This window comes from Pseudomonas sp. TNT2022 ID642 (genome assembly GCF_028656995.1).
GTDB lineage: Bacteria > Pseudomonadota > Gammaproteobacteria > Pseudomonadales > Pseudomonadaceae > Aquipseudomonas.
On record NZ_JAMDGW010000013.1, the window covers coordinates 53,946 to 80,240 of the forward strand.

29 protein-coding genes are annotated in these 26,295 nt (G+C 59.7%); 4 read left to right on the forward strand and 25 right to left on the reverse strand.

What is annotated here, in order from left to right:
- Window position 1: 1 nt before the first annotated feature.
- The 3 genes from M5G26_RS13850 to M5G26_RS13860 form a co-directional block, all read right to left on the reverse strand.
- Window positions 2–496, reverse strand: coding sequence for a PAAR domain-containing protein (locus M5G26_RS13850; protein ID WP_150750649.1), 495 nt, complete (start codon window positions 494–496; stop codon window positions 2–4).
- Window positions 493–1,155 (reverse strand): hypothetical protein, encoded by a 663-nt coding sequence (locus M5G26_RS13855; protein ID WP_273915730.1) that lies wholly within the window; start codon window positions 1,153–1,155, stop codon window positions 493–495. Before M5G26_RS13855 ends, M5G26_RS13850 begins: the two co-directional genes overlap by 4 nt.
- Window positions 1,156–1,314: 159 nt before the next feature.
- Entirely contained in the window at window positions 1,315–1,794 is a 480-nt protein-coding gene (locus M5G26_RS13860) for a GNAT family N-acetyltransferase (protein WP_007908312.1), read from the reverse strand.
- A gap of 228 nt (window positions 1,795–2,022) precedes the next feature.
- Here M5G26_RS13860 and M5G26_RS13865 point away from each other — a divergent pair, with 228 nt between their 5' ends.
- The 4 genes from M5G26_RS13865 to M5G26_RS13880 all read left to right on the forward strand — a co-directional run bounded on the left by M5G26_RS13865 (window position 2,023) and on the right by M5G26_RS13880 (window position 4,709).
- Window positions 2,023–2,676 carry an HD domain-containing protein gene (locus M5G26_RS13865; protein ID WP_273915731.1) on the forward strand — a complete coding sequence of 218 codons (654 nt, stop codon included), beginning with the start codon at window positions 2,023–2,025 and terminating at the stop codon, window positions 2,674–2,676.
- A 110-nt stretch (window positions 2,677–2,786) separates the two neighbouring features.
- Entirely contained in the window at window positions 2,787–3,983 is a 1,197-nt protein-coding gene (locus tag M5G26_RS13870) for an MFS transporter (protein ID WP_273915732.1), read from the forward strand.
- An 82-nt stretch (window positions 3,984–4,065) separates the two neighbouring features.
- Complete coding sequence (locus tag M5G26_RS13875; protein ID WP_008085503.1) at window positions 4,066–4,407, forward strand: hypothetical protein; 342 nt, start codon at window positions 4,066–4,068, stop codon at window positions 4,405–4,407.
- Window positions 4,408–4,451: 44 nt separating this feature from the next.
- Window positions 4,452–4,709: a hypothetical protein gene (locus M5G26_RS13880; RefSeq protein WP_016986009.1), complete on the forward strand. Its 258-nt coding sequence runs from the start codon at window positions 4,452–4,454 to the stop codon at window positions 4,707–4,709.
- A 166-nt stretch (window positions 4,710–4,875) separates the two neighbouring features.
- Here the strand turns inward: M5G26_RS13880 and M5G26_RS13885 are convergent, their stop codons facing one another.
- From M5G26_RS13885 to acpP, 22 genes are all read right to left on the reverse strand, one after another.
- Entirely contained in the window at window positions 4,876–5,805 is a 930-nt protein-coding gene (locus M5G26_RS13885; protein WP_273915733.1) for a PfkB family carbohydrate kinase, read from the reverse strand.
- Entirely contained in the window at window positions 5,798–7,264 is a 1,467-nt protein-coding gene (locus tag M5G26_RS13890; protein ID WP_038364464.1) for a purine-cytosine permease family protein, read from the reverse strand. The genes M5G26_RS13885 and M5G26_RS13890 overlap by 8 nt, the downstream gene beginning before the upstream one ends.
- Before the next feature lie 227 nt (window positions 7,265–7,491).
- Window positions 7,492–8,490 (reverse strand): ADP-ribosylglycohydrolase family protein, encoded by a 999-nt coding sequence (locus M5G26_RS13895; protein WP_273915734.1) that lies wholly within the window; start codon window positions 8,488–8,490, stop codon window positions 7,492–7,494.
- Window positions 8,487–9,200, reverse strand: a complete 714-nt coding sequence (locus M5G26_RS13900; protein WP_134176402.1) for a GntR family transcriptional regulator — start codon at window positions 9,198–9,200, stop codon at window positions 8,487–8,489. Before M5G26_RS13900 ends, M5G26_RS13895 begins: the two co-directional genes overlap by 4 nt.
- A gap of 312 nt (window positions 9,201–9,512) precedes the next feature.
- A complete protein-coding gene (araH, locus tag M5G26_RS13905) occupies window positions 9,513–10,481 on the reverse strand; it encodes an L-arabinose ABC transporter permease AraH (protein ID WP_026000669.1) in 969 nt (322 codons plus the stop codon).
- Window positions 10,482–10,493: 12 nt separating this feature from the next.
- Window positions 10,494–12,038 carry an L-arabinose ABC transporter ATP-binding protein AraG gene (araG, locus tag M5G26_RS13910; RefSeq protein ID WP_102900019.1) on the reverse strand — a complete coding sequence of 515 codons (1,545 nt, stop codon included), beginning with the start codon at window positions 12,036–12,038 and terminating at the stop codon, window positions 10,494–10,496.
- A gap of 48 nt (window positions 12,039–12,086) precedes the next feature.
- Complete coding sequence (locus M5G26_RS13915; protein WP_095120568.1) at window positions 12,087–13,091, reverse strand: substrate-binding domain-containing protein; 1,005 nt, start codon at window positions 13,089–13,091, stop codon at window positions 12,087–12,089.
- Window positions 13,092–13,227: 136 nt separating this feature from the next.
- Complete coding sequence (locus M5G26_RS13920) at window positions 13,228–14,046, reverse strand: SDR family oxidoreductase (protein WP_273915735.1); 819 nt, start codon at window positions 14,044–14,046, stop codon at window positions 13,228–13,230.
- Between the two features lie 271 nt (window positions 14,047–14,317).
- The gene (locus M5G26_RS13925; protein ID WP_273915736.1) at window positions 14,318–15,193 is read right to left on the reverse strand and encodes an SMP-30/gluconolactonase/LRE family protein; all 876 of its coding nucleotides are present in this window, start codon (window positions 15,191–15,193) and stop codon (window positions 14,318–14,320) included.
- A gap of 135 nt (window positions 15,194–15,328) precedes the next feature.
- Window positions 15,329–16,045 carry a FadR/GntR family transcriptional regulator gene (locus M5G26_RS13930; protein WP_273915737.1) on the reverse strand — a complete coding sequence of 239 codons (717 nt, stop codon included), beginning with the start codon at window positions 16,043–16,045 and terminating at the stop codon, window positions 15,329–15,331.
- A gap of 136 nt (window positions 16,046–16,181) precedes the next feature.
- Window positions 16,182–16,742 carry a DUF1285 domain-containing protein gene (locus tag M5G26_RS13935; RefSeq protein ID WP_134176405.1) on the reverse strand — a complete coding sequence of 187 codons (561 nt, stop codon included), beginning with the start codon at window positions 16,740–16,742 and terminating at the stop codon, window positions 16,182–16,184.
- Window positions 16,743–16,757: 15 nt separating this feature from the next.
- A complete protein-coding gene (locus M5G26_RS13940) occupies window positions 16,758–17,363 on the reverse strand; it encodes a DUF4823 domain-containing protein (RefSeq protein WP_007908280.1) in 606 nt (201 codons plus the stop codon).
- Window positions 17,364–17,533: 170 nt separating this feature from the next.
- Window positions 17,534–18,502, reverse strand: coding sequence for a GTP 3',8-cyclase MoaA (locus M5G26_RS13945; RefSeq protein ID WP_273915740.1), 969 nt, complete (start codon window positions 18,500–18,502; stop codon window positions 17,534–17,536).
- A gap of 137 nt (window positions 18,503–18,639) precedes the next feature.
- A complete protein-coding gene (locus M5G26_RS13950; protein ID WP_007908276.1) occupies window positions 18,640–19,278 on the reverse strand; it encodes a TetR/AcrR family transcriptional regulator in 639 nt (212 codons plus the stop codon).
- A gap of 454 nt (window positions 19,279–19,732) precedes the next feature.
- Window positions 19,733–20,524 carry a TatD family hydrolase gene (locus M5G26_RS13955; RefSeq protein ID WP_273915741.1) on the reverse strand — a complete coding sequence of 264 codons (792 nt, stop codon included), beginning with the start codon at window positions 20,522–20,524 and terminating at the stop codon, window positions 19,733–19,735.
- Window positions 20,525–20,539: 15 nt separating this feature from the next.
- Window positions 20,540–20,896: a PilZ domain-containing protein gene (locus M5G26_RS13960; protein WP_273915742.1), complete on the reverse strand. Its 357-nt coding sequence runs from the start codon at window positions 20,894–20,896 to the stop codon at window positions 20,540–20,542.
- Window positions 20,897–20,938: 42 nt separating this feature from the next.
- Window positions 20,939–21,922, reverse strand: a complete 984-nt coding sequence (locus M5G26_RS13965) for a DNA polymerase III subunit delta' (RefSeq protein ID WP_134176408.1) — start codon at window positions 21,920–21,922, stop codon at window positions 20,939–20,941.
- Entirely contained in the window at window positions 21,915–22,547 is a 633-nt protein-coding gene (gene tmk, locus M5G26_RS13970) for a dTMP kinase (RefSeq protein WP_122597220.1), read from the reverse strand. The genes M5G26_RS13965 and tmk overlap by 8 nt, the downstream gene beginning before the upstream one ends.
- Before the next feature lie 19 nt (window positions 22,548–22,566).
- Window positions 22,567–23,742, reverse strand: a complete 1,176-nt coding sequence (gene mltG, locus M5G26_RS13975; protein ID WP_273915743.1) for an endolytic transglycosylase MltG — start codon at window positions 23,740–23,742, stop codon at window positions 22,567–22,569.
- Window positions 23,743–23,745: 3 nt separating this feature from the next.
- Window positions 23,746–24,561 carry an aminodeoxychorismate lyase gene (gene pabC, locus M5G26_RS13980; RefSeq protein ID WP_273915744.1) on the reverse strand — a complete coding sequence of 272 codons (816 nt, stop codon included), beginning with the start codon at window positions 24,559–24,561 and terminating at the stop codon, window positions 23,746–23,748.
- The gene (gene fabF / locus M5G26_RS13985; protein ID WP_273915745.1) at window positions 24,561–25,805 is read right to left on the reverse strand and encodes a beta-ketoacyl-ACP synthase II; all 1,245 of its coding nucleotides are present in this window, start codon (window positions 25,803–25,805) and stop codon (window positions 24,561–24,563) included. The genes pabC and fabF overlap by 1 nt, the downstream gene beginning before the upstream one ends.
- Before the next feature lie 111 nt (window positions 25,806–25,916).
- Window positions 25,917–26,153 carry an acyl carrier protein gene (acpP, locus tag M5G26_RS13990; protein WP_003175607.1) on the reverse strand — a complete coding sequence of 79 codons (237 nt, stop codon included), beginning with the start codon at window positions 26,151–26,153 and terminating at the stop codon, window positions 25,917–25,919.
- Window positions 26,154–26,295: the final 142 nt, after the last annotated feature.

Genomic DNA, 26,295 nt, shown 5'->3' on the forward strand with positions numbered 1-26,295 from the left:
ATTACTCCACGTACAGTTTGATGGTTTCTTTGAGGTGCGAACTGACCGTGTGGGTATGACCCTTGGCATCAGTGACGCCTCGTTCCAGCGTTCCATCTGCCCGTTCGATGACGTAGGCAATATAGGAAAGCGGTTCACCGCTGTTTTCATCAACAATCTGCATCCGATCATTGAAATGCACCGGCATCGGCAGCAATCCGCTAAACGCCGCCCCGCCGCCACTCTGGCCAATAATCACCGTCCCCGAACCACCGACCACGACATTGCCGTGACCTCCAGTGCTATCGAGCGTGGCGGCATTCAGGCCGTTGATGAAAACCGTGCCGGAAACGGCCCCGGTAATCGGACTGCCGCACGCCGATTTATCGGTCATGCGCGCGGCGGCGAGGCCGTCGAAGAAGACGTCCGGCGAGCCGGAAGCAATCGGGTTGGTGCCATGGCCTGGCAATGGGCAGGCGGTCGGGTCGGTGACGCGTGCAGCGGGTTTACCACTCAATTCAAAGCTCCTTGCTTCAGGGGTTCCGGGTGCGGCTGATGAATATCGATGTCGGTTGCGGCGAAGCGCCAGCGGTTGTCGACGGGGTCGAACAGGGCGTGGCAATGCTCACGGCTGTCGGGTGATGTGGCGGTTTGCAGGTGCCGCCAGGCTTCGTCGGTTTGCCAGGCCAGTTCGGCCGGCGAGGCGTCGTCGAGTTCGTTGAGCCAGGCGTTGTAGTTGCGCAGATGATTACGCTCGTAAGTCGATTGCAGCAGTTCAGCCATTTGTGCGCCGAGGTCGAGATGATGCTGGGCCGTCCACTGGCCGATCTCGGAATAGACGTACCAGCCAATCGGCATCAACCCGCCGCCCTTGAGCAGCGAATGCCCGACAGGGGCGACAAAACCGCAACAGATATGCAGCGTCAACCAGCCTTGATGAGCGTCGATAAACGCCGTCGGATCGAAGGTGCGCAGCGGTATCACGCGGTAATCGGCGAGCCCGGCACTGCGGGTCATCAACTCGGCATCAAGGCGTGACACGAACGCACGAATGGCGCTGCCGCCCGCACGATTTGTCATGCACAGAATGTCGACCGGTTGGCGCTGAGGGTTGTCGCTCGAGCCTGAGTTTTTCACCAGGCCATACAGACGCATTGACGCCCGTAGTCCGCTCATCGCCAGTCACTCGTTGACGCAGCGAAGGCTCCACGGGCGTGGAGAAGTTGTGCCAGAGGCATTGCAGGTGTCGTCCGTGAGCGCGCAAAAATGGCGCGTAGAATGCCGGACTAGAGCGCTGGCGACAATCGAATTACTGCCGGATTGCCATCATCGTGTTCAGCCCTCGGCAAACTCTCGCAGAACCTGGCCATCCATGCGGTAGCGCACCCACTCTTCCTGCGGTTGCGCGCCGAGGGATTTGTAGAATTCGATCGCCGGGGTGTTCCAGTCCAGCACGCTCCATTCGAAGCGGCCGCAGTCGTTGTCACAGGCGATTTTTGCCAGGTGACGCAGCAGGGTTTTGCCGGCACCGCCGCCGCGTTGCTCCGGGGTGATGTAGAGGTCTTCGAGGTACAGGCAGTTGCTGCCGAGCCAGGTCGAGTAGCTGAAGAAGAACACCGCGAAACCGATCGGCAGACCATCGCGCAGGCAAATCAGACCGTGAGCGGTGGCGCCTTCGCCGAACAGGCTGCGTTCGATGTCGGCAACGCTGGCGATGACTTCGTGGCGGGCCTTTTCGAAATCGGCGAGTTCAGTGATGAAGGCGAGGATTTGCGGGGCATCGCTGGGGGTCGCCGGGCGGATTTCGATCGTCATGGACGGGCCTTGTCGGAAAAGGAAAACGCCATACTAAGGCGCAGAGCAGCGCTCGTCACATGGCAAAACGGCGGATACCCTCTCGCGATGCTTCAAACGCCGCCACTCCCTGTGGGAGCGAGCTTGCTCGCGAATACATTCTGTCATTCAACAATGCAGGTGATTGTAAGGGCGCCTTCGCGAGCAAGCTCGCTCACACAGGGACTTCGACAATCTGAAAGGAAGCTTATGAACCTAGATAGTTTTACGCCCGTGGAGGCACTGGCAGCAGAGTTGCTGCCCCACGCTCTGGAACCGTCCGACGACGGCGCCCACGACCTCGCGCACCTTCAGCGGGTCTGGCACAACGTGCGTACGCTGCATACAGAAGAAGGCGGTGATCTGGAGGTTCTGCTCGCTGCGGTGCTCCTGCACGATTGCGTGGCTGTCGAGAAAAACTCGCCACTGCGCGCGCAAGCCTCGCGTCTGGCGGCAGAAAAGGCTTCATCGGTGCTCGCCGAAATGAATTGGCCCAGCGAAAAAATCACGGCCGTCGCCCACGCCATCGAAGCCCACAGTTTCTCCGCCAACATCACTCCGCGCACCCTCGAAGCGAAAATCGTCCAGGACGCTGACCGCCTCGACTCACTCGGCATGCTCGGCGTCGCCCGTACGTTCTACATCGCCGGGCGCATGGGTTCGGCGCTGTACGACCCGCAGGATCCCGAAGCGAAACAGCGCGACTACGACGACAAACGTTTTTGCCTCGATCACTTCCAGACCAAACTGCTGCACCTCGCCGACGGTTTCCAGACAGACGCTGGCCGGCGTCTGGCGCAGGTCCGTCATCAACGCCTGAAAGGTTTCATGGAACAATTCAAGGAAGAGATCGGCATCGCCTGAGGGTTACTCCGGCGCACAGCGATCCTGACGTCGCCAAGCTCAGACCTAATCCGCTCACTTGGCGTGGTAAACAGATGACGCTTAATTTTTTCCGGTCAAGGAACCGCGTCATGTCGCAAGCAACACCCACGGTATCGAGCAAGCTGTTCGGCCTGTTCTGCCTAGCCAGTTATCTGTTGTCGCTGTCGTATGGTTCGACGTTTTTGCTGTCGCTGCTGATCGGTTCGCGCGGTGGCAATGAACACGATGCCGGCAGTGTGATTTCGGCGGCGATGGTCAGTACGTTTGTCGCGGTGCTGGTGTCCGGGCATTTGTCGGACTGGCTCGGGGCGGCGCGTTCGATTGCAGTGTTCGGGCTGTTGCTGGTGGCGGCGAGCCTGGGTTTTGCGCTGACGCCGGGGTTCGGTCATTTGCTGCTGTTTTTCGGTTTGTTGTTGGGATTGGGCTGGGGCGTTTTTTACACCTTGGGGCCGATTATCGTTGCCAGTCTGGTGACGCCGGCGCAGCGGGCCAAATATTTCGCCTTGCTGTCCGGCAGCATGATGACCGGCATCGGCAGCGGGCCGTTGCTGGGTCGTGCCGCCAGTGCGCTGGGTTTGCCGGTGACCTCGGCGTTTTACCTGGCGGCGCTGGCGAGCCTGATCGGGGTGCTGCTGTTCTGGCGTCTTGGCGCGCGATTGAAAAGCACGCAAGCCACATCAGCCGCGAGAATTACCTGGCAAGCGACGACTCAAGTGCTCAGCTCCCGTGCGCTGTTTCCGATCATCATGGTTGGGCTCGGCGGTTGTGTTTTCGGCGGTTTGTCGAGCTTCCAGACCAGTTATGCCGCTGCGCGTTCGCTGGACTATTCGCTGTTCTTTCTTGGCTTCATGAGCGCGGCGATCAGCAGCCGGATGTTGATCGCCGGTTTTGTGGTCAAGCGTGACCCGCTACGCGCGTCCTGCCTGTTGTCGGGGTTGATGCTCGGCTCCATCGTCTTGTTCGCGTTCGGTGTGCACAGCGGCTTCAGCTATCTGCTGGCGGCGGTGATGCTCGGTGTCGGTTACGGCCTGACGTATTCGGTAATCAATGGCCTCGCCGCCAACGAAGCACCGAACGGCACCACATCGCAGGCGTTGTTGCTGTTCAGTCTTTCGTACTTCATCGGTGTATTTGGTTTCCCGCTATTGGCCGGGAAAATCATCGTCGAGCACGGCATGAGCACGCTGCTTTTGACGGTATTGCTCGTCGCGTTGGCCAACTGGCTGATCACCCTTGGGCGCTTGCTCTGGCGCCGTATCAAGGTCAAGACCGCAGCGACGATCTAGACCGTTCGTCGTTCATCAGGCACCAAACCGCTCAGAGGGCAGACCAACGACAGGTAAGGATTCCAATCACTGGAGACGCCCTATGATCCCGTCAAGGTTGACCGCTTTCGTATTCAGCGCCCTGCTCTGCCCTGCGGTTTTCGCCGCATCCGCCACCGCAGCGGGCACTGGCCCTACCGACCCGACTCCGCCACGCGCCCCCGCCATCAACAGTGCCCCCGGTATGAACACCGATGGCTCGGGCGTGCCTTTGATCAATCAGCCTCCTGCGACGGGTACCGATCCGCGCACTCAGGGCAGTGATCCGGGCCGTCAGGGCGGCATGAACACCCCCGATGCCCCCGCAACGCCAGACAATGCTGGCCCCGGCATCGGCTCCAAAACCACCACTGGTGGCTCCGGTTCCGAAGGCTCCGGTCAGTAGTTCGCCGACGCGAGCGTCCTATTCAATCCAATGAAGAGGTAACCATGAACGTCGATAAAAACCTGGAAAAAGAAGTCCTCACCCGCCTGCTGCACGCCCACCCGAGTGGTCTGGGCAAGGAGGTGCTGGACAATTACCGGGGCGAGAAAGTCGTGGCCAGCGCCCTCGCCGCCTTGCAGGATCGCGGACTGATTCACCATGGTCATGTGACCTGCAACGAGGCCGGCGAACATTCGTTGAACCTGCCGATCAAGCTCAGTGCGGCCGGGGTTGAAGCAGCGCGCAAGCTGGATCTGCAGTAGCGATGAAGCCGCTCGCTGCTGATGCGGCGAGCGGCCAATTCAAGTTTTGATTTGAAGCTGATGGCCTAATCGCTGGCAAGCCAGCTCCCACAGAAACCAGGGTGTACACAAATGTGTGCTCACCACAAAAACTTGTGGGAGCTGGCTTGCCAGCGATGGCGGTAGATCAGGCGCCGCCAGACTCGCGGATAAACGCATCCACCTCAACCGCGCCCGGCGAAGTCGCCGGCCCCCAGCGCGTCACCGCCAACGCCGCTGCCGCATTCGCCCGTCGTGCTGCTTCATGCGCCGTCAAACCCTGCGCCAGTCCCGCGACAAAGACGCCGGCATGGGCATCGCCAGCGCCATTGCTGTCCACTGCTTTCACGGCAAACCCCGGCACATGCCGACGCTCGTCACCTTGATGAATCCAGCAGCCTTGCGGCCCGTCACGCACAACCATCAGCACGTCGTTGGGCAGATGCTCAGCGAGACGATCAAGCGCCACCGCTATCTCTTCAGCCCCGGTAAAGCGCAGCGCTTCAACACTGTTGCTGGTCCACACATCGATGCGCGGCAGCAGCGCTTGCATCATCGGTGAATCCGGCGACTCCACCAGTGGCCCCGGATCGAACACCACGTTGATCGTTGCCGGCAACGCCAGCGTCCAATCGAGCAATGCCTTTGCCTTGCCTTCGTGGAGCAGGCTGTAGCCGCTCAGATAAACGTAATCGCCCGCCTCGGCCGCGACGCTGTTCAAATCCTCTTCAGTCACTTCACCTTCGGCACCGATATAGGAAATGAAACTGCGCTCGGCCGACGCATCGGTCAGCGCCACACATAAACCGGTGTCCTTCTGCGCGGGTTCGGTGATGCCGATGTGAATCCCCTCGGCGTTCATCGCCTGACGCGCCAGATCGCCGAAACGCCCGCTGCCATGCCGACCGAGATACACCACCGGCAGGCCGTTACGCACCGCCGCCGCCATCACGTTGAAACCGCCACCTGCTTCGAAACTTGCCGACTGCGCCAGCACATCACCGCCAATCTGCGGCAGTTTATCCACGGCCATGACCAGGTCGATGATGACCTGGCCGGTGTGCAACATCTTAGGCATGAGCATTCTCGGTTTGCGCGGCGCGGCGATCTTTCGCCCCGCCGAGGACGAAGTAAATGCCACCAGCGACGACGAAGGTCACGATCCAGCCGAGGCCGTTGTGGCCCAGCCAAGAGTCGGACAGGAAGCCTTTGAACCAGACGTTCTCGGCAGTGGTGCCGATGGTGGTGAAGCTGAAGCCGAGGACGATGGCAATCGCCCACGCGCCGAACGCGCGCCATTCGATCCCGCCGCGATACCAATAGGCGCTGCTCGGGCTGACGTCGAGCAAATCTGTCGGGCTGTAGTAGTGACGGTGAATCAGGTCGACGACGAAGATCCCGACCCACGCGGTGATCGGTACCGCCAGCAGGGAAATGAAGGTAATGAACGGACCGTAGAAGCTGTCGGCGATCAGCATGAAGTAGATCGAACCGGCGAAGATCGCGACGATATCCACTACCACGGCGTAGACGCGTTTGACCTTCAAGCCAAGGGTCAGCGTGGTCAAACCGGCGGAATACACCGACAGGTTGTTCGACAGCAGCAGGCCACCGAATGCGGTGATCAGGTACGGCACCGCCATCCACGTTGGCAGCATGTCGCGGATTGCCACGATCGGGTCAGTCGCCGACGCCAGATCGTTGTTGCCCACCGACAGCAGACCGCCGAGGGTAATCAACAGCACCAGCGGAATGCCCGCACCGAATGCAGCGGATGCAACCAGACGCACAGCCTTGACGCTGCGGTGCTGATAGCGCGACATGTCGGCGCCAGCATTGGCCCAACCGATGCCGGTGCCCGCAGCCATGGTGCCGATGCCGATGATCATTGCGCTCATCGGCGCTGGCGTGGCGTTGAACACCGCGCTCCAGTCGATGGTCGCGCAGAGGAAGCCACCGACCAGAATGTTCAGCGCACCGAAGACGTAGGTCGCCCACTTCTGAATCACCAGCAAGGTCGCATGGCCGAGGCCGGACACCGACAGGGTCAGCAGAACGAAAATGGCGATGAAGATCAGCGTCAATACCGGTGCGCTTTTCGCTTCGACCGGCGAGCCGAACAGGATCGAGCACAGCGACAGCAACACGAATGCCGCAGTGGTGGTATTGACCGTTTCCCAACCGAGACGCGACATCAGCGAGACCAGCGTCGGGCCGATATTGCCGCGCACACCGAAGATCGCCCGCGACAAAGTCAGGCTCGGTGCACGGCCACGTCGGCCGGCAATCGAGATGATCCCGACCACCGCGAACGAACCGGCAGCGCCGATGATCGCGACGATGATGGCTTGCCAGATCGCCAAGCCGCGAAATGCGACCAACGTGGCGCCCAGCGGCAGGCCGAGGATGGAAATATTGGCGGCGAACCAGACCCAGAACAGTTGCAGCGGATGGCCGTTGCACTCGGCTTCCGGCACCGGTTCGATGCCGCGGGTTTCCAGTTGCCCGGCGCTTTGCCCGGCGTTTGATGAACTCATGAAGGTGCTCCTGTTTGCCTTTTTTGTGGTTGTGGCAATGATGCAAAACGACAAGACATTGCGGCCATCCTCGGCCTGTCTGCGCGATCCATTGCGGGTTGAAAATTCGATTATGCGGTGCGCCTATCGCTGGCAAGCCAGCTCCCACAGGGATCAGGGTGTACACAAATGTGTGTTCACAGCAAAAACCTGTGGGAGCTGGCTTGCCAGCGATGGCGTCAGTTCACTCAGCGCAACGCCAACAGCCCCTGCACCAACGGTTCAAGCTCCAGATGATTAACGGCCTTAACCGTCTCGATCATCTCGGCAGGCCAACTCTCAAGACCCAGGCAAGCCCCGAGCATCGCGCCAAGAATCGCCGCGATGGTGTCAGTGTCACCGCCAAGACTGGCAGCCATGCACAGTGCATCGAACGCGCTCATTTCGCCGACGGCCACTTGCTGCGCCAGCGCGAACGAGACCACCACCGACTCCTGCGACGCTACCGAAGTGCCAATCACGTCGTAGAGCAGATCCGCCAGCAATGCCTTGTCGCTATCGACACTGATGGTGCGCGCCCAACTGATCCGCGAACCAATGCGACCACCGGCGACCCAGTGACCGTGCGCCTCCGCTTGCTGAGCGATTTGCTGGCCGAGGTTGAGCGCCTCGCCCAGATCCACGCCATTGATGCCGGCAGACACCACCGCCGCCACCGCCGCCGCACTGGAAATCCCCAGCGTGGTGTTGTGCGTCACTTGGCAGGCCTGCACCACCGCCGCAATAAACCGCTCTGGGTCGGCAACGTCTGTAGCGATCCCGACCGGGGTAATGCGCATGGCCGCGCCGTTGGTGGTGCCGTAACGCCCCGCTTCCTCCGGCGAATGGCCGGCGAGGATCATCTCGATTGCGCGTTTGGTCGATGGCCCGAGCAAGTCCTGCGAGCCCTTGGCCTGCATCTCGGCTTCCCACTCGATCAAGCGTTGCGCAAGGATTGCCGGTTCGATGCGGCCCTTGCCTTCGACCAGCAACTCGCCGACCAGAATCGCCTGTTCGGTGTCGTCGGTGATCGAGCCTTTGGGCATGTTCGCGGCGATCGGCTGCAAGGGTCCGGCGTCCTGCAGATCGGTGATCTGGCCGAAGCGGGTCTTGATGGTTTCGCGGTTCAGCGATTGCGTCGGCATGCCCAGCGCGTCGCCGAGGGCCAGGCCATAAAAAGCGCCGAGGGCACGGTTGAGCGCAGTCATTTCGATTCTCCAAATTGCAGGTGCAGACGGAAATGCACCGGGTCGAGCAGGCTTTCGACCTGCTCCATGAAACGGTTCTGCCGGTCGTAGGTGGTGCGCAGAGCCTTGAGGAAAACGGTGCCAACCGGGCGCCCGAGCAGTTCGGCGTCTTCGGCATTCAGCGGTTCGGCACCGATCCACTGATCGCCGCGCTCGCCGATGTAGCCGTAGGCGGCCAGGGTGATGGTCAGGGAGTTGTCGATCAGGCCGACGCGCGGCAGGCTTTCCAGGCCGCCGGTGGCCGGCATCAAAGAGCGTTCGAGGGACACCAGCGTGCCGTCGTTGGCACGGCGACGACGGTCGAGGGTGATGAATTGATCAGTGCCGAAACGCGAGAGCAGATCGGCCCGGGTCACGGCTTCCAGACGCAGCACTTCGGTGTTGACCAGCGCTCCGCTGTCGGCCAGCGCCTGCGCCCAGCCACTGCGCTGGTCGAGCGCCACACCGTCGAAGGTGACGATGGAACCGACGCCGCTTTGCGTGGCAATGTAGTTGCGCCGTTTCAGTTCGGCCAGCGCTTCGCGCAGCGTGCCACGGCTGACTTTGAATTCTTGAGCCAACTGATGCTCGCCGGGCAACAGAAAGCCGTCCTCCATGAGGCCGCTTTCGATGCGTCGGACGAGCTCGTCGACCACCCGTTGTTTCTTGTCAAATCGTACCTGTCTAATCATGTACAAATTGATACCCGAAACTAGCGTGGGCGGGCAAGGGATATTTAGCGAGAGTGACGAAAGGCGGGAGAATCAAAAGCCCCCTCACCCTAGCCCTCTCCCGGAGGGAGAGGGGACTGAATGGGGGATATTTGGTAGATACATCGACCTGAAAGTGCTTCGCCGAATCCACAATCGACCTGAAAGTACTTTGCCGAATCCATAATCGACTAGGTCTTTCAGGTCGATGCAGGACGCAAAGCACCCCGGTCGGCCCCCTCTCCCTCCGGGAGAGGGCTGGGCGGGCGGCGTTCCGATGAGGGGCTCTTAATTTTAACGTTGCTTCAGTCGGTCAATGACCACAGCCAGCAGCAGGATCGACCCACGAATCACATACTGATAAAACGTATCAATATTCTTCAAGTTCATCGCATTCTCAATAATCGCCAAAATCAACACCCCGGCAATCACATGCCGGATCATGCCGATCCCGCCGCTCAGCGACACCCCGCCCAGCACGCAAGCCGAGATCACCGTCAGCTCAAATCCCTGACCAATCATCGGCTGCCCCGAGGTCATCCGCGACGCCAGAATCACCCCCGCCAACGCACCGATAACACCGTGCACGGCAAAGATAATGATCTTGGTCCGGTCAACGTTCACGCCCGCGAGCAACGCCGCTTCCTGGTTGCCACCGATGGCCATGGTGTTGCGCCCGTAGGTGGTGTAATTCAGCAGCCAGCCAAAAAACAGAAAGCAAACGATGGTGATCAGAATCGGCACCGGCACGCCAAACAGCTGGCCGTTACCGAAGACGAAGAACGATTCCTGCGACACGCCCACCGCCTTGCCGTTGGCAAAAATGTACGCCAGACCGCGAACAATCTGCATGGTCGCCAACGTCGTGATCAAGGCGTTGACGCGCAACTTGGCAATCACGATCCCGTTGATCAACCCGACAATCAGGCCCATCACCAACGCTGCACTGACACCGAGAAACACGCTGTTGGTGTCACGCATCACCACCGCCGCGACCACGCCAGCGCAGGCAATCACCGAGCCCACCGACAAGTCGAAATGCCCCGACGCCAGGCAATACAACATCGTGCACGCGGCAATCCCGGTGGTAGAAATCGCCAGGCCCAGGCCACGCATGTTCAGCGGCGAAAGGAAGTTGTCGATCAGCAGCGTACAGGCAACGAAGATGCCCACGGCCGCCAGCAGCATGACCCAGTCGTCGAGGAAGCGGCGCATGTCCAGAGGTTTGCGCTCTTTGGGCAGGGTTTCGTTTTGGGTTGTCATCATAGTCACCTCTCAGTTCGCCACGCCGTCAGCGCGGTGGCGCGGCAAAGCCAGTTGCAGCAGGTTGGATTCATTGGCCTGGTCGCGGCTGATTTCGCCGCGCAGAGCGCCTTCGCAAAGCACCAGAATGCGGTCGGAAATGCCCATCACTTCCATCAGATCGCTGGACACCACGATCACCGAAATGCCGTCGGCGGCAAGGTTATGGATGATCTGGTAGATCTCGGCCTTGGCGCCGATGTCGATACCGCGCGTCGGCTCGTCGAGCAGCAAGACCTTCATCGGCATCGACAGCCAGCGACCGAGAATGGCCTTCTGCTGATTGCCACCGGAAAGGAATTTGATCTGCTGGCCGGCATGCGGGGTTTTCACTTTCAGGGCTTTGATCTGTTTGTCGGCGTTGCCCTTTTCCCACAAACCACGAATCAGGCAACCGAGACCCGAATGCGCGCCGCGCGCACTGATGTTGATGTTCTCGGCAACGCTGGCCAGCGGGATGATGCCTTCCTTCTTGCGGTCTTCCGGACAGAGCAAAATGCCCGCCGCAATCGCGTCGCGCGGTGAACGCAGTTTCAGTTCATGACCGCGCAATTCGAGGCGTCCGGCGGTGTTGCGTTCCAGCCCGCTGAGCAGGCGAAACAGCTCGGTGCGCCCCGCCCCGACCAGTCCGAACAAACCAAGGATTTCACCTTTGTGTGCCTCGAAACTGATCGGCTCGCGCAGACCCGGGCCGAGCAGGCCGGAGACCTTCAGGGCCACTGCGCCGCGTGGACGATGGCGATAATCGTAGATGTCCTGAATGTCGCGACCGACCATGCAGGTCACCAGTTGATCATGGGTCAGCTGGCTCATGTCCTCGAAAGTGCGCACGTAGCGACCGTCCTTGAACACCGTCACCGCGTCGCAAATGCGGAACACTTCTTCCATGCGATGGGAAACATAAAGCACAACTTTGCCTTCGTCGCGCAGGCGGCCGATGATCGTCATCAAGCGGTCGATTTCGCGGGCCGAAAGGCTGCTGGTCGGTTCGTCGAAAGCGATGACGTGGGCACCACGCGACAGCGCCTTGGCGATTTCCACCAGTTGTCGCTGGCCGAGGGACAAGCGTCCGACCTTGGTCTGCGGATCGATTTCATCGGCCAGGCCTTTCAAGCAATTCAACGCTTGCTGGCGTAACACACCGCGATTGATCAAACCGAAACTGGCCGGCAGATGGCCGAGAAACAGGTTCTCGGCGACGGTCATTTCCGGCACCAGATGCAGCTCCTGGTGAATCACCGCGACGCCGCTGCCGATGCTGTCAGCCGTCGATTTGAACGCCATGGTCTGCTCGCCGATCTGCAACTCGCCGCTGCTCGGGATGTAAGCACCGCCGAGGATTTTCAGCAGGGTCGATTTGCCGGCGCCGTTCTCGCCCATCAAGGCGTGAACCTGGCCGGGATGGGCGACGAAGCTGATCGCGTCCAGCGCTTTCACCCCGGGAAAGGTTTTGCCGATCCCGTTGAAGCGCAGGCTACCGCTGGCACTGTGTTGTTGTGTTTGTACTTGCGCGTGCATTTAAGCCACCTCAATCAAACGGCCCGGTTGCCCGGGCCGGCGTTGCCGTCAGTTCCACAAGCCGATTTTTTCCAGCTCTTGCTTGAAGTTCTCGCGGGTGATCAGGGTGACGTCGTCCATCGCGGTGTACTTCGGCGGTTCTTTGCCGGTGGTGACCCACTCGTACATCATCTCGGCGGTCTTGTAGCCTTCGATGTGCGGGCTCGGCAGCATCGAACCGAAGAAACCGCTGTTGGGCTTTTTCAGTTCGCCGATGGCGTCAGTGCCGTTGATGCCGATGCCGATCACGTTGGCCGCGGCAAAACCGGCGGCTTCGGTTGCGCGTACGCCGCCAAGCACGGTGTTGTCGTTCATACCGCCGATGATCAGGTTTTTTGCGCCGCTCGGCAGTTTCACCAGTGCCGAGTTGGTCGCGTCCATGCTGCCCGGTACGTCGAGGGTTTTCAGCGCGGCGAACAGAATGTGATCCTTCGGCATGCCGGCGTCTTCGAGGGACTTCACCGAGCCGTCGGTGCGTTTCTTGCCGGTGTCGAGTTCGTTATAGGTGTTGACCACCGCGTAGGTGTCTTTCCAGTCCCAGTTGCGTTTTTTCGCTTCGGCAACCATGGCGTTGCCCTGCTTCTGGCCGACCTCGAACGCGGCCATGCCGAGGTACGGCACGTCTTCCATGAACTTGCCGTTGGCGTCGACGAAACGGTCATCGACGGCAATCACTTTCAGGTCATTGAGTTTGGCTTTGGCCATGATCGCCGGGCCGAGCGACACGTCCGGCGGGCAAATGACGAAGCCCTTGGCACCGTTGGCGGCGAGGCTGTCGATGGCCGAGAGGGTTTTCTCGCCGTCCGGCACAGCGATCTTGATCAGTTCGAAGCCCTTGTCCTTGGCGGCTTTCTCGGCGAAGGCCCACTCGGTCTGAAACCACGGCTCTTCAGCCTGCTTGACCAGAAAACCGATTTTTACGGTGTCGGCAGCGAGCAGCGCACTGCTCAGGCTGAACGCGGTAACCGCCAAAGCGGTACTGCACAGGGTACGAATCCCGAAACGACGTTTCATAAGCTGACTCCTTGTTATTTTTTTTGAGCAATGTTTGAAAAGCGTTAAAGCGTGTTCTCAGTGAAGCGGGTTGAAAATAGTCATATCGTATGATGATTGGATTTTAAGCGTAGTTCAGCGCTCGAAATCTATTTATTCAGTCGTGGTACATCACCGAGCGGCCACCATCGATGGTGATACACGAGGCATTGATGAACGGCGCTTCATCACTGGCCAGAAACACCGCCGTCATTGCCACTTCCAGAGGCTGACCGATGCGTTTCGGCGGGTGCAGATCGAAAGCACGCTGACGCTCGGCGTGCGGGTTGGCGAAACCGTTCCAGTAATCGACGTTCAGTTGCGTTTCGATGTAGCCCGGCGCGATGGCGTTGACGCGGATGCCTTTCGCCGCGTATTCGATGCCAAGCGCGCGGGTCAGGCCGAGCAAACCGTGTTTGGCCACCGGGTACGGAAAGCAGCCGGGAATAATGTGACTGGAATGGGTCGAGGCGATGTTGATGATGCTGCCGACGCCCTGCTCGATCATCTGTGGCAACACCGCTTTGCAGCCGAACCAGGCGCCATCCAGATCGATGGCGAAGCAGCGACGCCAGTCTTCTTCAGTCATTTGCAAAGGATCACGGAACACGTTGACCCCGGCGCAATTGACCAGCACATCGATACGCCCGTGCAGTTCAACCGCGCGTCTGGCCATAGCATGCAGATCCTGCTGACGCGAAACATCAGCCTTCAGCGCTTGGACGTCGTAACCCTGCTCACGCCAATGGGCGGCTACCTGCTCGACTTTCTCAGCCTGGATATCGCTGATCAGCAGTTTCGCTTGCTGCGAGGCGCAGGCAGCGACGATGGCTTCGCCAATGCCTTGCGCAGCACCGGTCAGCAGCACGACCTTGTTTTTCAGACGCTCGCCCTTCGGCGGTGCGGGCACCGGCGGCAGGGTAAGAGGTTCAGCCATGGATCAGGACTCCTGTTTCGCAAGCGCAAAAAAACCGGGCATCTGCCGATGTCCGGTCTGGAAGGCGGTTTGAACGAAACAGGCAGGCGCGGCCGACGGCATCGAGCCGTTGCGAGACGCGGACTCCACACGGGAGTGCGATAGACATTCGCTGCATCACTTCACCTGTTTTGTTCTTTTTAAGTGTGAGTGCGTGTTACTGCTGCAGCCGACTATAAACCCGACTGCCAAATAATCTCAATATATAATTTTGCATCCCATATTTTGGGATTTAATCCGCAAAGCGCGTACAGAGTTTTCCTGCGACATCCACGCGCATCGACAGTACCGAGCCATCCAGTGGATGGTTGTGCGGACTCTGGGCGCTGGTGATGAACAGGGTTTTCAGGTCTTCACCGCCGAATACACAACTGGTCGGGCGGCTGACCGGTAGATCGATCTTGCGCTCGACCTGGCCGTCAGGTGTCAGGCGCAACAGACAACTGCCATCCCAACGGGCATTCCACACGCATCCTTCGGCGTCCATCGCCGAGCCGTCCGGGCCGCCCTGCTGATCGGGGCCGTACCAGACTTGCGCGACATCGAGATTGCCGTCGGTGTGAATGAAATAGCGGTGCAGCGTGCTGTCGAGGCTGTCACCGAACAGCAGCGTGGTGCCGTCGTCACTCCACAGCAGCGTGTTGGGTATACCCAGGCCACGCAGCAAAGGCGTGACGCGTTTATCCGGATCGATCCGGAACAGGCCACCGGAGCGACGGGTGATCGGCAGATCTTCGCCCTGCTCACCAATGTTGTTTTGCATGGTGCCAAGCCACAGTCGGCCTTGAGCATCGCAACGCGCTTCATTGGGGCGATTGCCCGGTTGCGGGTCCGCGACGCAGAGCAGCGTTAGACGTGGTTCGAGGCCCGGGGAGTCGAGATCGAGGCGGTATACGCCACTGCTCAGGGTCACCAGTGCATCGCCGCTGGCGCAGGGGATGAACGCGGAGACGTGCTCAGGCAGCTGCCAGATCTGTACATTCTGGCCAATCAGGCGCAGCGCCTGTTTGCCGGCGATATCGACCCAGTACAACGCCTGGGTCGGCGCGTCCCAGAACGGGCCTTCACCGAGCTGGGCACGGTGTTGGGTCAGGGCGGTCCACGGCATATCAACTCCTCGGATCTTGTTGTTGTTATTTAATGTGGGAGCGAGCCTGCTCGCGAAAGCGTCGTGTCAGTCGATGCATGAGTTACCTGATACACAGCCTTCGCGAGCAGGCTCGCTCCCACAGGGAAACTTGTATTAACTGGCTTTTTTGTCGGCCATGACTTTCGGGTAGAAACGTTTGATCGCCAGGTCTGCGTTGTCGATCAGGGTCATGCACGCCCACACGCCTCGCGCGGAATCGCGGGCGGCGATGGCGTCGGCCATATCTTTGTGGATCGGCAGCGTACGGCGCAGCTCATCGGGGTCAGCGGCGGAGACTTCGAACGATACCGCCAGCAACGCACCGAGCGCCGGGACCATTTGTTCGATGAATTGATTGTGGCTGGCGGCGAGAATGCATTCGTGGAAGAACTGGTCGGCGCGATTGTAATCGGTGCCGCTGTCGACCGCGCGCTCAAGGGCGTTATAGGCCAGTTGCACCGCTTCGATCTGGTCCAGCGTCGCCCGCTCACACGCCCAGCGCACGGCCATGGGTTCGATAGTGCGGCGCAGGTCGAGCAAGTCATCGACAAAGTTTTCCGGCAGCCCGTTGCGCGACAGCCACCCGACCACTTGCGGATCGAACAGATTCCAGCGCCGCACCGGCAGCACGCGGGTACCGACTTTCGGCCCGACTTCGAGCATGCCTTTGGCAACGAGGGTTTTGATTGATTCGCGAATAACCGTGCGACTGACCCCGAGCTGTTCACCCAGATCGGCCTCGACCTTGATGGTCTGCCCCGGTTTGACCTGGCCAGCGGCAATCCAGCTGCCCAGCCAGTCAACGGTCGACGCATGAAAGCTGCTGGACATGAACACCTCAAAGCGGATCGCGATGGGTGATCAAGCTAATCATCATATGATTAGGTGTCAACGACAAAAAAGATCGCAGCCTTCGGCAGCTCCTACAGATGTACGCCATGTAGGAGCTGCCGAAAGCTGCGATCTTTTAAGGTTCGAGGCCGATGCGGAAAAACTCGCCGCCGCTCCATACGCCAAGCCAGCGCTGCCCGTCGACCTCGCGGCTGACCGCCAGCTCCACCAGTTGATAGAACACATTTCGGTGGATCAGCGCTTCAAGGTTGGTACGCACATGCACGTAGGGCGCGGGCTCTTGCGTCGTCGGATCAATCTCGACGCGGATCGGATGCTCCGGCCCGGCCTCGGCGGTTTCCTCGACGTTGGTGGTGAAGCGCAACAGCTGCGCCTCCCCCTCGCCTTCAACCTCGACGGCAATCGCCACGAACGGCGCGTCATCGACCTTGATCCCGACCTTCTCGACCGGAGTGATCAGGAAATAATCATCGCCATCGCGGCGCATGATCGTGGAGAACAATTTGACCATCGGCTTGCGCCCGATCGGCGTGCCCAAGTAATACCAGGTGCCGTCGCGGGCGATGCGCATGTCGATGTCGCCGCAGAAGTCCGGGTTCCACAAGTGCACCGGCGGCAAGCCTTTGGTTTTCGGGATCTGTCCCAACAGGTCATTGGCTTTTTGCGGGCCACTCATGGCGTTCTCCTTGAATTATTGGTCGCCGACTCCCAACAGGCTGCGCGCGTACTGGGCCAGCGGCGGGCCGATCAGGTCTTCGGGCTTGCTGTCGTGGAACGTCAGTAAACCGCCACGACTCTTGATCCGTGCAGTATCAATCAAATACTGGGTGCTGGTCTCGATCAACATGATCTGAATCACGCCGCCGTCGATACCGAGGCGATCAACAGCTTCTTCATCCAGCCACTCATCGGAGTTGCCGATGCGGTCGTCAGCTTTGGCGAAACGCGTGTACAGCAGATAGTGCGCGCCGGCGTCACGGGCTTCACCCATCGCCTGATCGAGGCCTTCCGGCGCACGGGCGCGGCGGACCATCGGGAAGTATTCGACGAAACCCTTGAAGGCCTCTTCGGCCACGACATTGGGGCGCGGGTAAGAACCGCCCGGCGGTGCGAACGCGCCTTGGGCGATGTAGATGAACGAGTCCGGCTGAATGCGGAAGTTGTTCACGCGGCGGCTGTCGCTGTGGTCCAGCAAGCCTGCGTCGCTCATTTGGTAGCGAGTGCCTTCGGCCATATCGCTGACAGTCATACAGCCGCCAAGCGCCAAAACGGCCAGCAGCAAAACCAGGCTACGCATCCTATTCCTCCAGAGGCCGGTGACGGAAAACCGGCGAATGGCCGTAGGATGCAGCTTTTGCGCCAGCTCAAGAAATTTGTTGATGGTTAAATCGTATTCGCGAGCAGGCTCGCTCCCACAGGGGGAATACATTCCAAGGTGGGAGCGAGCCTGCTCGCGAAAGCGGTTGATCAGCCGCCGATAATTTTCATCACTGTCGCGCCGCCAGAGAACGCCACTTCCTGCTTGTCGCCCAACGCCTTGACCAGCAAACGCTGGAGCGCCGGCAGCGCCTGATGACGCGGCTTGTCGAGCAAATCGCCGACATAGTGACGATTGCTCGACGACAGGCAGCCATGCAGCCACCCGGTCGACGACAGGCGCAAGCGCGAGCACGTCCGGCAGAACGGCACGCTTTCGTTGGCGATCACGCCAAAGTTGCCCAGGCCGGGAATCGCATAACGCACGGCGGTGGCGTCTACGGGGGCATCGGTTTGCGCGTACTCGTAGCGTTCGCCAATCAGCTCCAGCAACTGCTGCAGGCTGACGAACTGTTGCAGGAACGCATTGTTGTCCTTGGCCAAGTGGCCCATACGCATCAACTCGATAAAGCGCAGCTCATATCCGCGTTCCAGACAGTAATCCAGCAGCGGCATGACCTGATCGAGGTTCTGCCCGCGCAATGGCACCATATTGACCTTGATCTTCATCCCCGCCTCTTTCGCCTGATCCATGCCATCGAGCACAGTGGCCAAATCACCGCCTCGGGCGATGCTGCGGAAAGCACCGGCGTCGAGGGTATCGAGGGACACGTTGATCCGACGCAGGCCGGCATCCACCAGCAACGGCAGTTTCTTCGCGAGGAGTTGACCGTTGGTGGTCAGGCTGATGTCGTCCAGGCCCATCTTGCCGACGGCGGTCATGAACGATTCGAGTTTGGGACTGACCAGCGGTTCGCCGCCGGTGATGCGCAACCGCTCGATGCCGGCAGCCTCGATCAGATACGCCACGCCACGCGCCATGGCGTCGGCCGACAGTTCATCCTGCGCAGCCACCAACCGCTTGCCGTTGGGCACGCAGTAAGTACACGCGTAATTGCAGGCTGAAGTCAGACTGATCCGCAAATTGCGAAAACGCCTGCCTTGACGGTCAACGATCATGATCACTCCGGCGAAAGAATTTCGAGCCGCTAAAACTTGACTCACAAATCAAGTTTTAGCAAGCCCTATGCCTGAGTATATTCCTGCGGTACTGCGACATGTAGCGAAATCATGGCGCAATAAGCCAGCTGAATGGCTCAGCTGCTCGGCGTTTCCGGGTCGCGCTTGCGCTTGTTGCCCATGCGCACGCCGATGTCCATGAGGAACTGGAAGAAGCCTTCCTGATCTTCCAGCACATTGCTCCAGAACGGCGAGTGATAAAGCGCGACAGCGCCGTGCACCAGTGCCCAGGACGCGCAGTAATGGAAGTACGGCGGCACGTCTTCGAGCTTGCCTTCGCTGATGCGGCCCTTGATCAACAAGGTCAGGCGTTCGAAGTTCGAGGCACGGATCTTGTGCAGCTCCTCGACCATTTCCGGCACCTGATTGCCTTTGACGACCTTCTCTTCGAGACGGTCGAACAGGCGATAGCGCTGCGGGTCGCGCATGCGGAATTCGAAGTAGGCGCGGGACAGCGCTTCCTTGTCCTTGTCGACATCGGCCGAATGCAGCAGCTCGTTCAAATCGCGCTCGTAATCGAGCATCAGGCGCAGATAGATCTCGGCCTTGGATTTGAAGTGCTTGTAGATCGTGCCTTTGCCGATACCCACGGCATCAGCAATCATCTCGACGGTGACACTGTCTTCACCTTGGTCGAGGAACAGCTTGAGCGCGGTATCGAGAATTTCTTGCTCGCGGCGACGAAACTCACGGACCTTACGAGGTTCTTTGTGCATAAGAAAAGGTCTGAAGGGTCAAAATTCGAAGCCGCGTATTATGCCTAACTTGCGCAAAAATGCACGGATCATCCGACCATATATGTGTTTCTTGTTCATTTTGAGAACGTTTTGGGCGCAATGAGAACTCAACTGAAGCAAACGTATTCCAAATTTGTTTAAAAACCCCGACCGGGTAACTGGACTGCACGCCAGACTGATCAATACTTGAACTGTCGGGCGACATCTCCCCCAAGTGTCGCGCCGATAAAGGTACCAAGGGACCGCGTGCCTTTGTTTTACTCCTAATGGTCTTAACCCGGATTCACCCCCCAGAACCCGGGTTTTTTTTGCCTGCGATTTGACGCTTGGCGCAGCTACCTGCACATCACAACTGTAGGAGCTGCCGCAGGCTGCGATCTTTTGCCTTTGCCTGTCAAAATCAAGATCAAAAGATCGCAGCCTTCGGCAGCTCCTACACGGCAGATTTAACGGAGGCCAATGGGAACAGTCGCTTGAAGTTCTCGGTGGTCTGCTCGGCAAAACGCTCGTAGTTCTCACCGCGCAGCATCGCCAGAAACTCCGCCACTTCGCGCACATACTGCGGCAGGTTGGGCTTGCCGCGATAAGGGATCGGCGCCAGATAAGGCGAGTCGGTCTCCACCAGCAGACGATCCGCCGGGACCTTGCTCGCGACATCACGCAACGCATCGGCATTGCGGAACGTGACAATGCCCGACAAGGAAATGTAATAACCCATGTCCAATGCAGCCTTGGCCATGTCCCAGTCTTCCGTAAAGCAATGCAGCACACCGGCCTGCGGCAACGCCGCGTCGCGCAACAGCTCAAGGGTGTCGGCACGGGCGCCACGGGTGTGGATGATCACCGGTTTGCCAGTGTGCTGCGCCGCTTGCAGGTGCAGACGGAATGACTCTTGCTGCAACTCTGCGGCTTCCGGTTCGTAGTGATAATCCAGACCGGTTTCACCGATCGCCACCACTTTCGGGTGGTTGAGTTCGTGCAGCAGCCAGTCCAGCGCTGGGGCAGCGCCGGGTTGCACATCGAGCGGATGCACGCCGACCGAACAGTCGACATCGTCATAACGCTCAGCCAGGGCTTTGACGTCGGCAGCGTTATCGGCACTCACGCCGATGCACAGGAAGTGCCCTACTCCGCGCTGCCGGGCGGCATCGAGTGCAGCATCCAGCGAGCCGTCGTGGGCGGCGAGGTCGAGGCGATCAAGGTGACAATGGGAATCTACGAGCATAAAAAAGACGGCTACTTACATCGTATGAGTGGGACGGTCGGATTTTAGCGCTCCGGCCAGATGGGTTTCGATGCGACTACGCGCGGTGTTGTCGCCGTCGTTGAACTGCACGCCGACGCCGGCAGCGCGATTGCCTTGCGCCCCTTTCGGGGTGATCCACGCGACCCTGCCAGCCACCGGGATCTTCTCGGCCTCGTCCATCAGGTTGAGCAGCATGAACACCTCATCGCCCAGCCTGTAACTCTTGTTGGTCGGGATGAACAAGCCACCGTTCTTGATGAACGGCATGTAGGCGGCGTAAAGCACCGACTTGTCCTTGATGGTCAGGGACAAAATGCCGTTGCGCGGCCCGGGGCTGACGGGTTCATTCATGTTGACCTCCACTGCTGATGTTCAGAGTCTAGGTACACATTCTTATCTTTGACCAGGCAATCCCGCCCATTGCACCAACAACGCTTCCAGCAGCAAGGCCGGATTCAGGTTGGCCTTGCTCATGACCTTCTGCCGCTGGGCGAGAATCCAGTCCTGAATCTCGAGGACTTTACCTTGCGCACTTTTCTGCGCCAGGTACTGCACGACTTTACGCATGTCGCTCAGACCGAGACCCGCTTCATCCTGAGTCAATTGATAACGCAGGATCAGGCTAGACCAATCGCAGAACCAGTCGAACAGACGCAGCATCGGAATGCTTTTCCATTCTTCGGCCAATTGCGTCGGCGATTGCTGCTGCTTGAGCAGCTTCTTCACGCCCTCGACCACTTGCGCGCGCTGTTCGCGCACGCCTTGGGATTGCAGACTGACCGCCATCAACGGCGAGCCGGCCGCCAGCGTCAGCAATTCGACACGTTCGTCTTCGGAACAATCGGGCAGCGCCTGGGCCAGCCATTGCAGGCTCATCGCCTCGCCCGGCAACGGACAGGCCTGTTGCACGCAGCGGCTCTTGATCGTCGGCAGCAACCGGCTGGTCTGATGGCTGACCAACAACAACACGGTATCGCCGGACGGCTCTTCAAGGCTTTTCAGCAAGGCGTTGGCGGCGTTGATGTTCATCGACTCGACTGGCTCGATCAGCACCACTTTGCGCCCGCCCAGTTGCGCGGTCTGCACCACGAAACTGACCAGATCACGCACCTGATCGACCTTGATCGCCTTGTCGGCTTCTTCCGGTTCGAGGATGTAATTATCCGGGTGACTACCGGCCTTGAGCAGCAGACAGGATTTGCACTCGCCGCAGGCTTCCGGCGTCGGACGCTGGCACAACAGACTCGCCATCAGACGCTCGGCCAGTGCGCGCTTGCCGATCCCGGCCGGGCCATGCAGCAGATAGGCGTGCGCGTGCTGCTTACGCCCGGCCAGTTGCTGCCAGAGGCTGTCCTGCCATGGATAGGCCTCAGCCACGGGCCAGCTCCAGCAAGTTCGGCAGCAAGGTATCCAGCGATTGTTGAACCTTGGCCAACGGCTGGCCGGCATCGATGCGCACATAGCGCGCAGGATCGGCTTCGGCGCGTTTCAGAAACGCATTGCGCACTGCCTCGAAAAACGCCCGACCCTCCAGCTCGAAACGATCCAGACGGCCACGGGCACTGGCGCGAGCCAGGCCGATTTCCACCGGCAGATCAAAAATCAGCGTCAGATCCGGACGCAGATCGCCCTGCACAAAAGTTTCCAGCGTGGCGATGCGCTCCAGCGACAAACCGCGACCGCCACCCTGATAGGCGTAAGTCGAATCGGTGAAGCGATCACACAGCACCACCGCACCACGGTTCAGCGCCGGACGGATCACTTCAGCCAAGTGCTGAGCGCGCGCGGCGAATACCAGCAACAGCTCGGCGTCCGGGTTCATGACCTCGTCGGCCGGCGCCAGCAGCACATCGCGAATCCGCTCGGCCAATGGCGTGCCACCCGGCTCACGGGTCAGCACCACCTCGATACCGGCGGCGCGCAGGCGCTCGGCGAGGTATTCGCGGTTGGTGCTTTTGCCGGCGCCTTCCGGGCCTTCCAGGGTAATAAACAAGCCAGTCACAGGCAGTCCTTAATCAAAGTCATTGCGTGTTTTGTGGGGCGGCGGCTTCTGGAGCGGGCGCAGGCTCCTGCGGCGCAACTTGTGGCAACGCTTCCGGCGCTGTATCCGGAGACGCTGCCGGAGTCGCTTCCTCGTTGGCAGGAGCGGCTTCAGGCGTTGTCGCCGGCGCCGGACTGGAGCGGTAATCGGCACGTCGCTTGAGCTGATACTCACGCACCGCATTGTTGTGTGCATCCAGATCATCGGAGAACACATGGCTGCCATCGCCACGTGCAACGAAGTACAGGCTGGTGCCGTCCACCGGATTCAGTGCCGCGTGAATCGCTTCACGCCCGACCATCGCAATCGGTGTCGGCGGCAAGCCGGGAATCACGTAAGTGTTATACGCCGTTGGCTCCTTCAAGTGAGCACGGGTCAGCTTACCGTTGTAGCGATCACCCAAACCGTAAATCACCGTCGGATCGGTCTGCAACTGCATGCCCAGAGCCATGCGGCGCACGAAGACCCCGGCAATCTGCCCGCGCTCCTGCGGCACGCCGGTTTCCTTTTCGACCAGCGACGCCATGATCAGCGCTTGATACGGTTCGGTATACGGCACATCGGCAGAACGACTTTCCCACTCCTTGGCCAATACCTCGTCGAGACGATCGAAAGCCTTTTTCAGCAGTTCGGCATCGGACATGCCGCGCACGAAACGGTAGGTATCCGGGAAGAACCGCCCTTCCGGAAACAGTCCTTTATGGCCGATCTTCGCCATGACGTCGCTGTCGCTCAAACCGTTGAGGGTCTGCTCGATCTTTTCATCTTTGGCCAGTGCGGCGCGCACTTGATGGAAGTTCCAGCCTTCGACCAGGGTCAGGCTGTACTGCACCACTTCACCACGCTTCCACAAGTCGATCAGACCATTGACGGTCATGCCCGGTTGCATGCGGTACTCACCGCTGTGAATCGGCGTGCCCGCGAGATTGAAGCGCCAGTAAACCCGCAGCCAGAACGCATCCTTGATGACGCCGTCGGTTTCGAGTGAAAGGAAAGTGCGGGTCGGTGTAGAGCCTTTCGGCACATCCAGCAGTTCTTCCTGCTTGATGTTCAGAGGCTGTTCCAGTGCAGAGTGAATCTTCCAGGCGCTGGCGCCCATCAACAGCCCTGCCAGAACCAGTCCGGTTTCCAGCAGCAGCAAAAGTTTACGTCTCACAAATCAGGCATCCAGTAGGGCGCGGGCAATGGTTTGCAGTTTACGGGTGAGCGGGCCAACCGGCCAGCTCAGTGCAGCACAGGCGCGTACCGGCCAGACGCCATACACGCTGTTGCAGACAAACACTTCATCGGCCCATTGCAGCTGTTCGAGGCTGATATCGGCGATTTGCGTGGGGATGGCCATTGACTCGGCCTGAAACAATATTTCGGCGCGCATCACACCGGCGACACCGCAACGCTTGAGGTCCGGCGTTATCAGCACACCGTCGCTTACCAGAAACAGATTGCTGAACACGCCCTCGATCACTCGGCCGGCCTGATCGAGCATCAAGCCTTCGGCGTGCTCGCTGTCCTGCCATTCGGCACGGGCAAGAACCTGCTCCAATCGATTGAGATGTTTGAGTCCGGCGAGAAGCGGCTGTTTGGACAGTCGCGTGTTGCATGGAAACAGGCGAACGCCTTGTTCAGCATGCACAGCAGGATAAGCCGCCGCAGGATTGCCCTGCAGAATGCGCCGGCCCGGCGCTGCGGGATCGGGCGCATAACCGCGCAAGCCGTCGCCACGGGTGAGGATGAGCTTGAGCACGCCCTCGCCCATCGCTGCCGCATAGCTCAGCAGCTCATGGCGAATCAGCTCGATATCGGCCGCGATAGCAAGGCGCGCGCAACCATCGGCCAGACGCGCCAGGTGCCGATCCAGCAGGATCGGCTGGCCGCTACGCACGGCGATCGTCTCGAACAGACCATCACCGTAAGCCAGGCCGCGATCTTTCAGCGACAGACTGTCAGCCGGTTGACCGTCGACCCAGCAGTCCATCAGCCTGCAAACCGGCGGAATGCCAGGGTGCCGTTGGTGCCGCCAAAACCGAAGGAGTTGGACAGCACGACATCGATATCCATGTTGCGCGCAGTGTGCGGCACGAAATCGAGATCGCAGCCTTCGTCCGGCTCATCGAGGTTGATGGTCGGCGGCGCTACCTGGCTGTTGATCGCCAGCACGCTGAAGATCGCCTCGACCGCGCCCGCCGCACCCAGCAGGTGACCGGTCATCGACTTGGTCGAGCTGACGGCGAGTTTGTAGGCGTGATCACCGAACACGGTCTTGATCGCATTGGCTTCGGCGAGGTCACCAGCCGGAGTCGAAGTACCGTGAGCGTTGATGTACTGCACTTGATCGATGTTGATCTTCGCATCGCGCAGCGCGTTGGTGATGCAGCGTGCTGCACCGGCGCCGTCGGCTGGCGGCGAGGTCATGTGGAATGCATCACCGCTGGTGCCGAAGCCGATCAGCTCGGCGTAGATGGTCGCGCCACGCGCCTTGGCGTGTTCCAGTTCTTCAAGAACCAGTGCACCGGCGCCGTCGGACAGGACGAAGCCGTCACGCCCCTTGTCCCACGGACGGCTGGCGCGAGTCGGCTCTTCGTTGCGCGTCGACAACGCTCGGGACGCGCCGAAGCCGCCCATGCCCAGACCGCATGCAGCCATTTCGGCACCGCCGGCAATCATCACGTCGGCTTCGTCGTACATGATGTTGCGCGCCGCCATGCCAATGCAGTGCGTACCGGTGGTACACGCGGTGGCGATGGCGTAGTTAGGCCCCTGTGCACCCAGGTGGATGGACAGGAAACCGGAAATCATATTGATGATCGAGCCTGGCACGAAGAATGGCGAGATACGACGCGGGCCCGTCTCATGCAGGGTACGACTGGTTTCTTCGATGTTGGTCAGACCGCCGATACCCGAACCCATGGCCACGCCAATGCGTTCACGGTTGGCGTCGGTGACTTCCAGACCAGCGTTGCGTACGGCTTGAAAGCCAGCAGCGAGGCCGTACTGAATGAACAGGTCGAGCTTGCGCGCTTCCTTGACCGACAGGTATTCCTCGACATTGAAGCCCTTTACCGAGCCGCCAAAGCGGGTGGAATAGGCAGAAAGGTCGGTGTGTTCGATCAGACCAATGCCACTGCGGCCAGCCAGAATGCCCTGCCAACTGCTCGGCACATCCGTGCCCAGTGGCGACAACATACCCATACCGGTGACTACGACGCGTCTACGCGACACAGCACTCTCCTTTTTCAAATGACGACGACTTTGCATCAGGCCTAAAGAAAAAACCGCACGCCATGATGGCAGTGCGGTTTTTCCATGACAGCAAACAACGATTACAAACTATTACGCCTGGTGGCTAGTAACGTAATCGATTGCAGCTTGTACAGTAGTGATCTTCTCAGCTTCTTCGTCAGGGATTTCGGTCTCGAATTCCTCTTCCAGAGCCATCACCAGCTCAACGGTGTCAAGGGAGTCGGCACCCAGGTCTTCTACGAAGGAAGCGGTGTTGACCACTTCTTCTTCTTTAACACCCAGTTGCTCGGCAACGATTTTCTTGACGCGCTCTTCGATGGTGCTCATACCTTGTTTTCACTCCTAATGGACAAATTCAGGCAGCTGGCCAGTGGGTAAGTGTATAGAAAGACTTTTCAGTTTTTCAACTGAAAGCTTCACTCCTCAAACCCTGCGACCCTCTGCCTATAAATAGATTGCAGCTTTATAA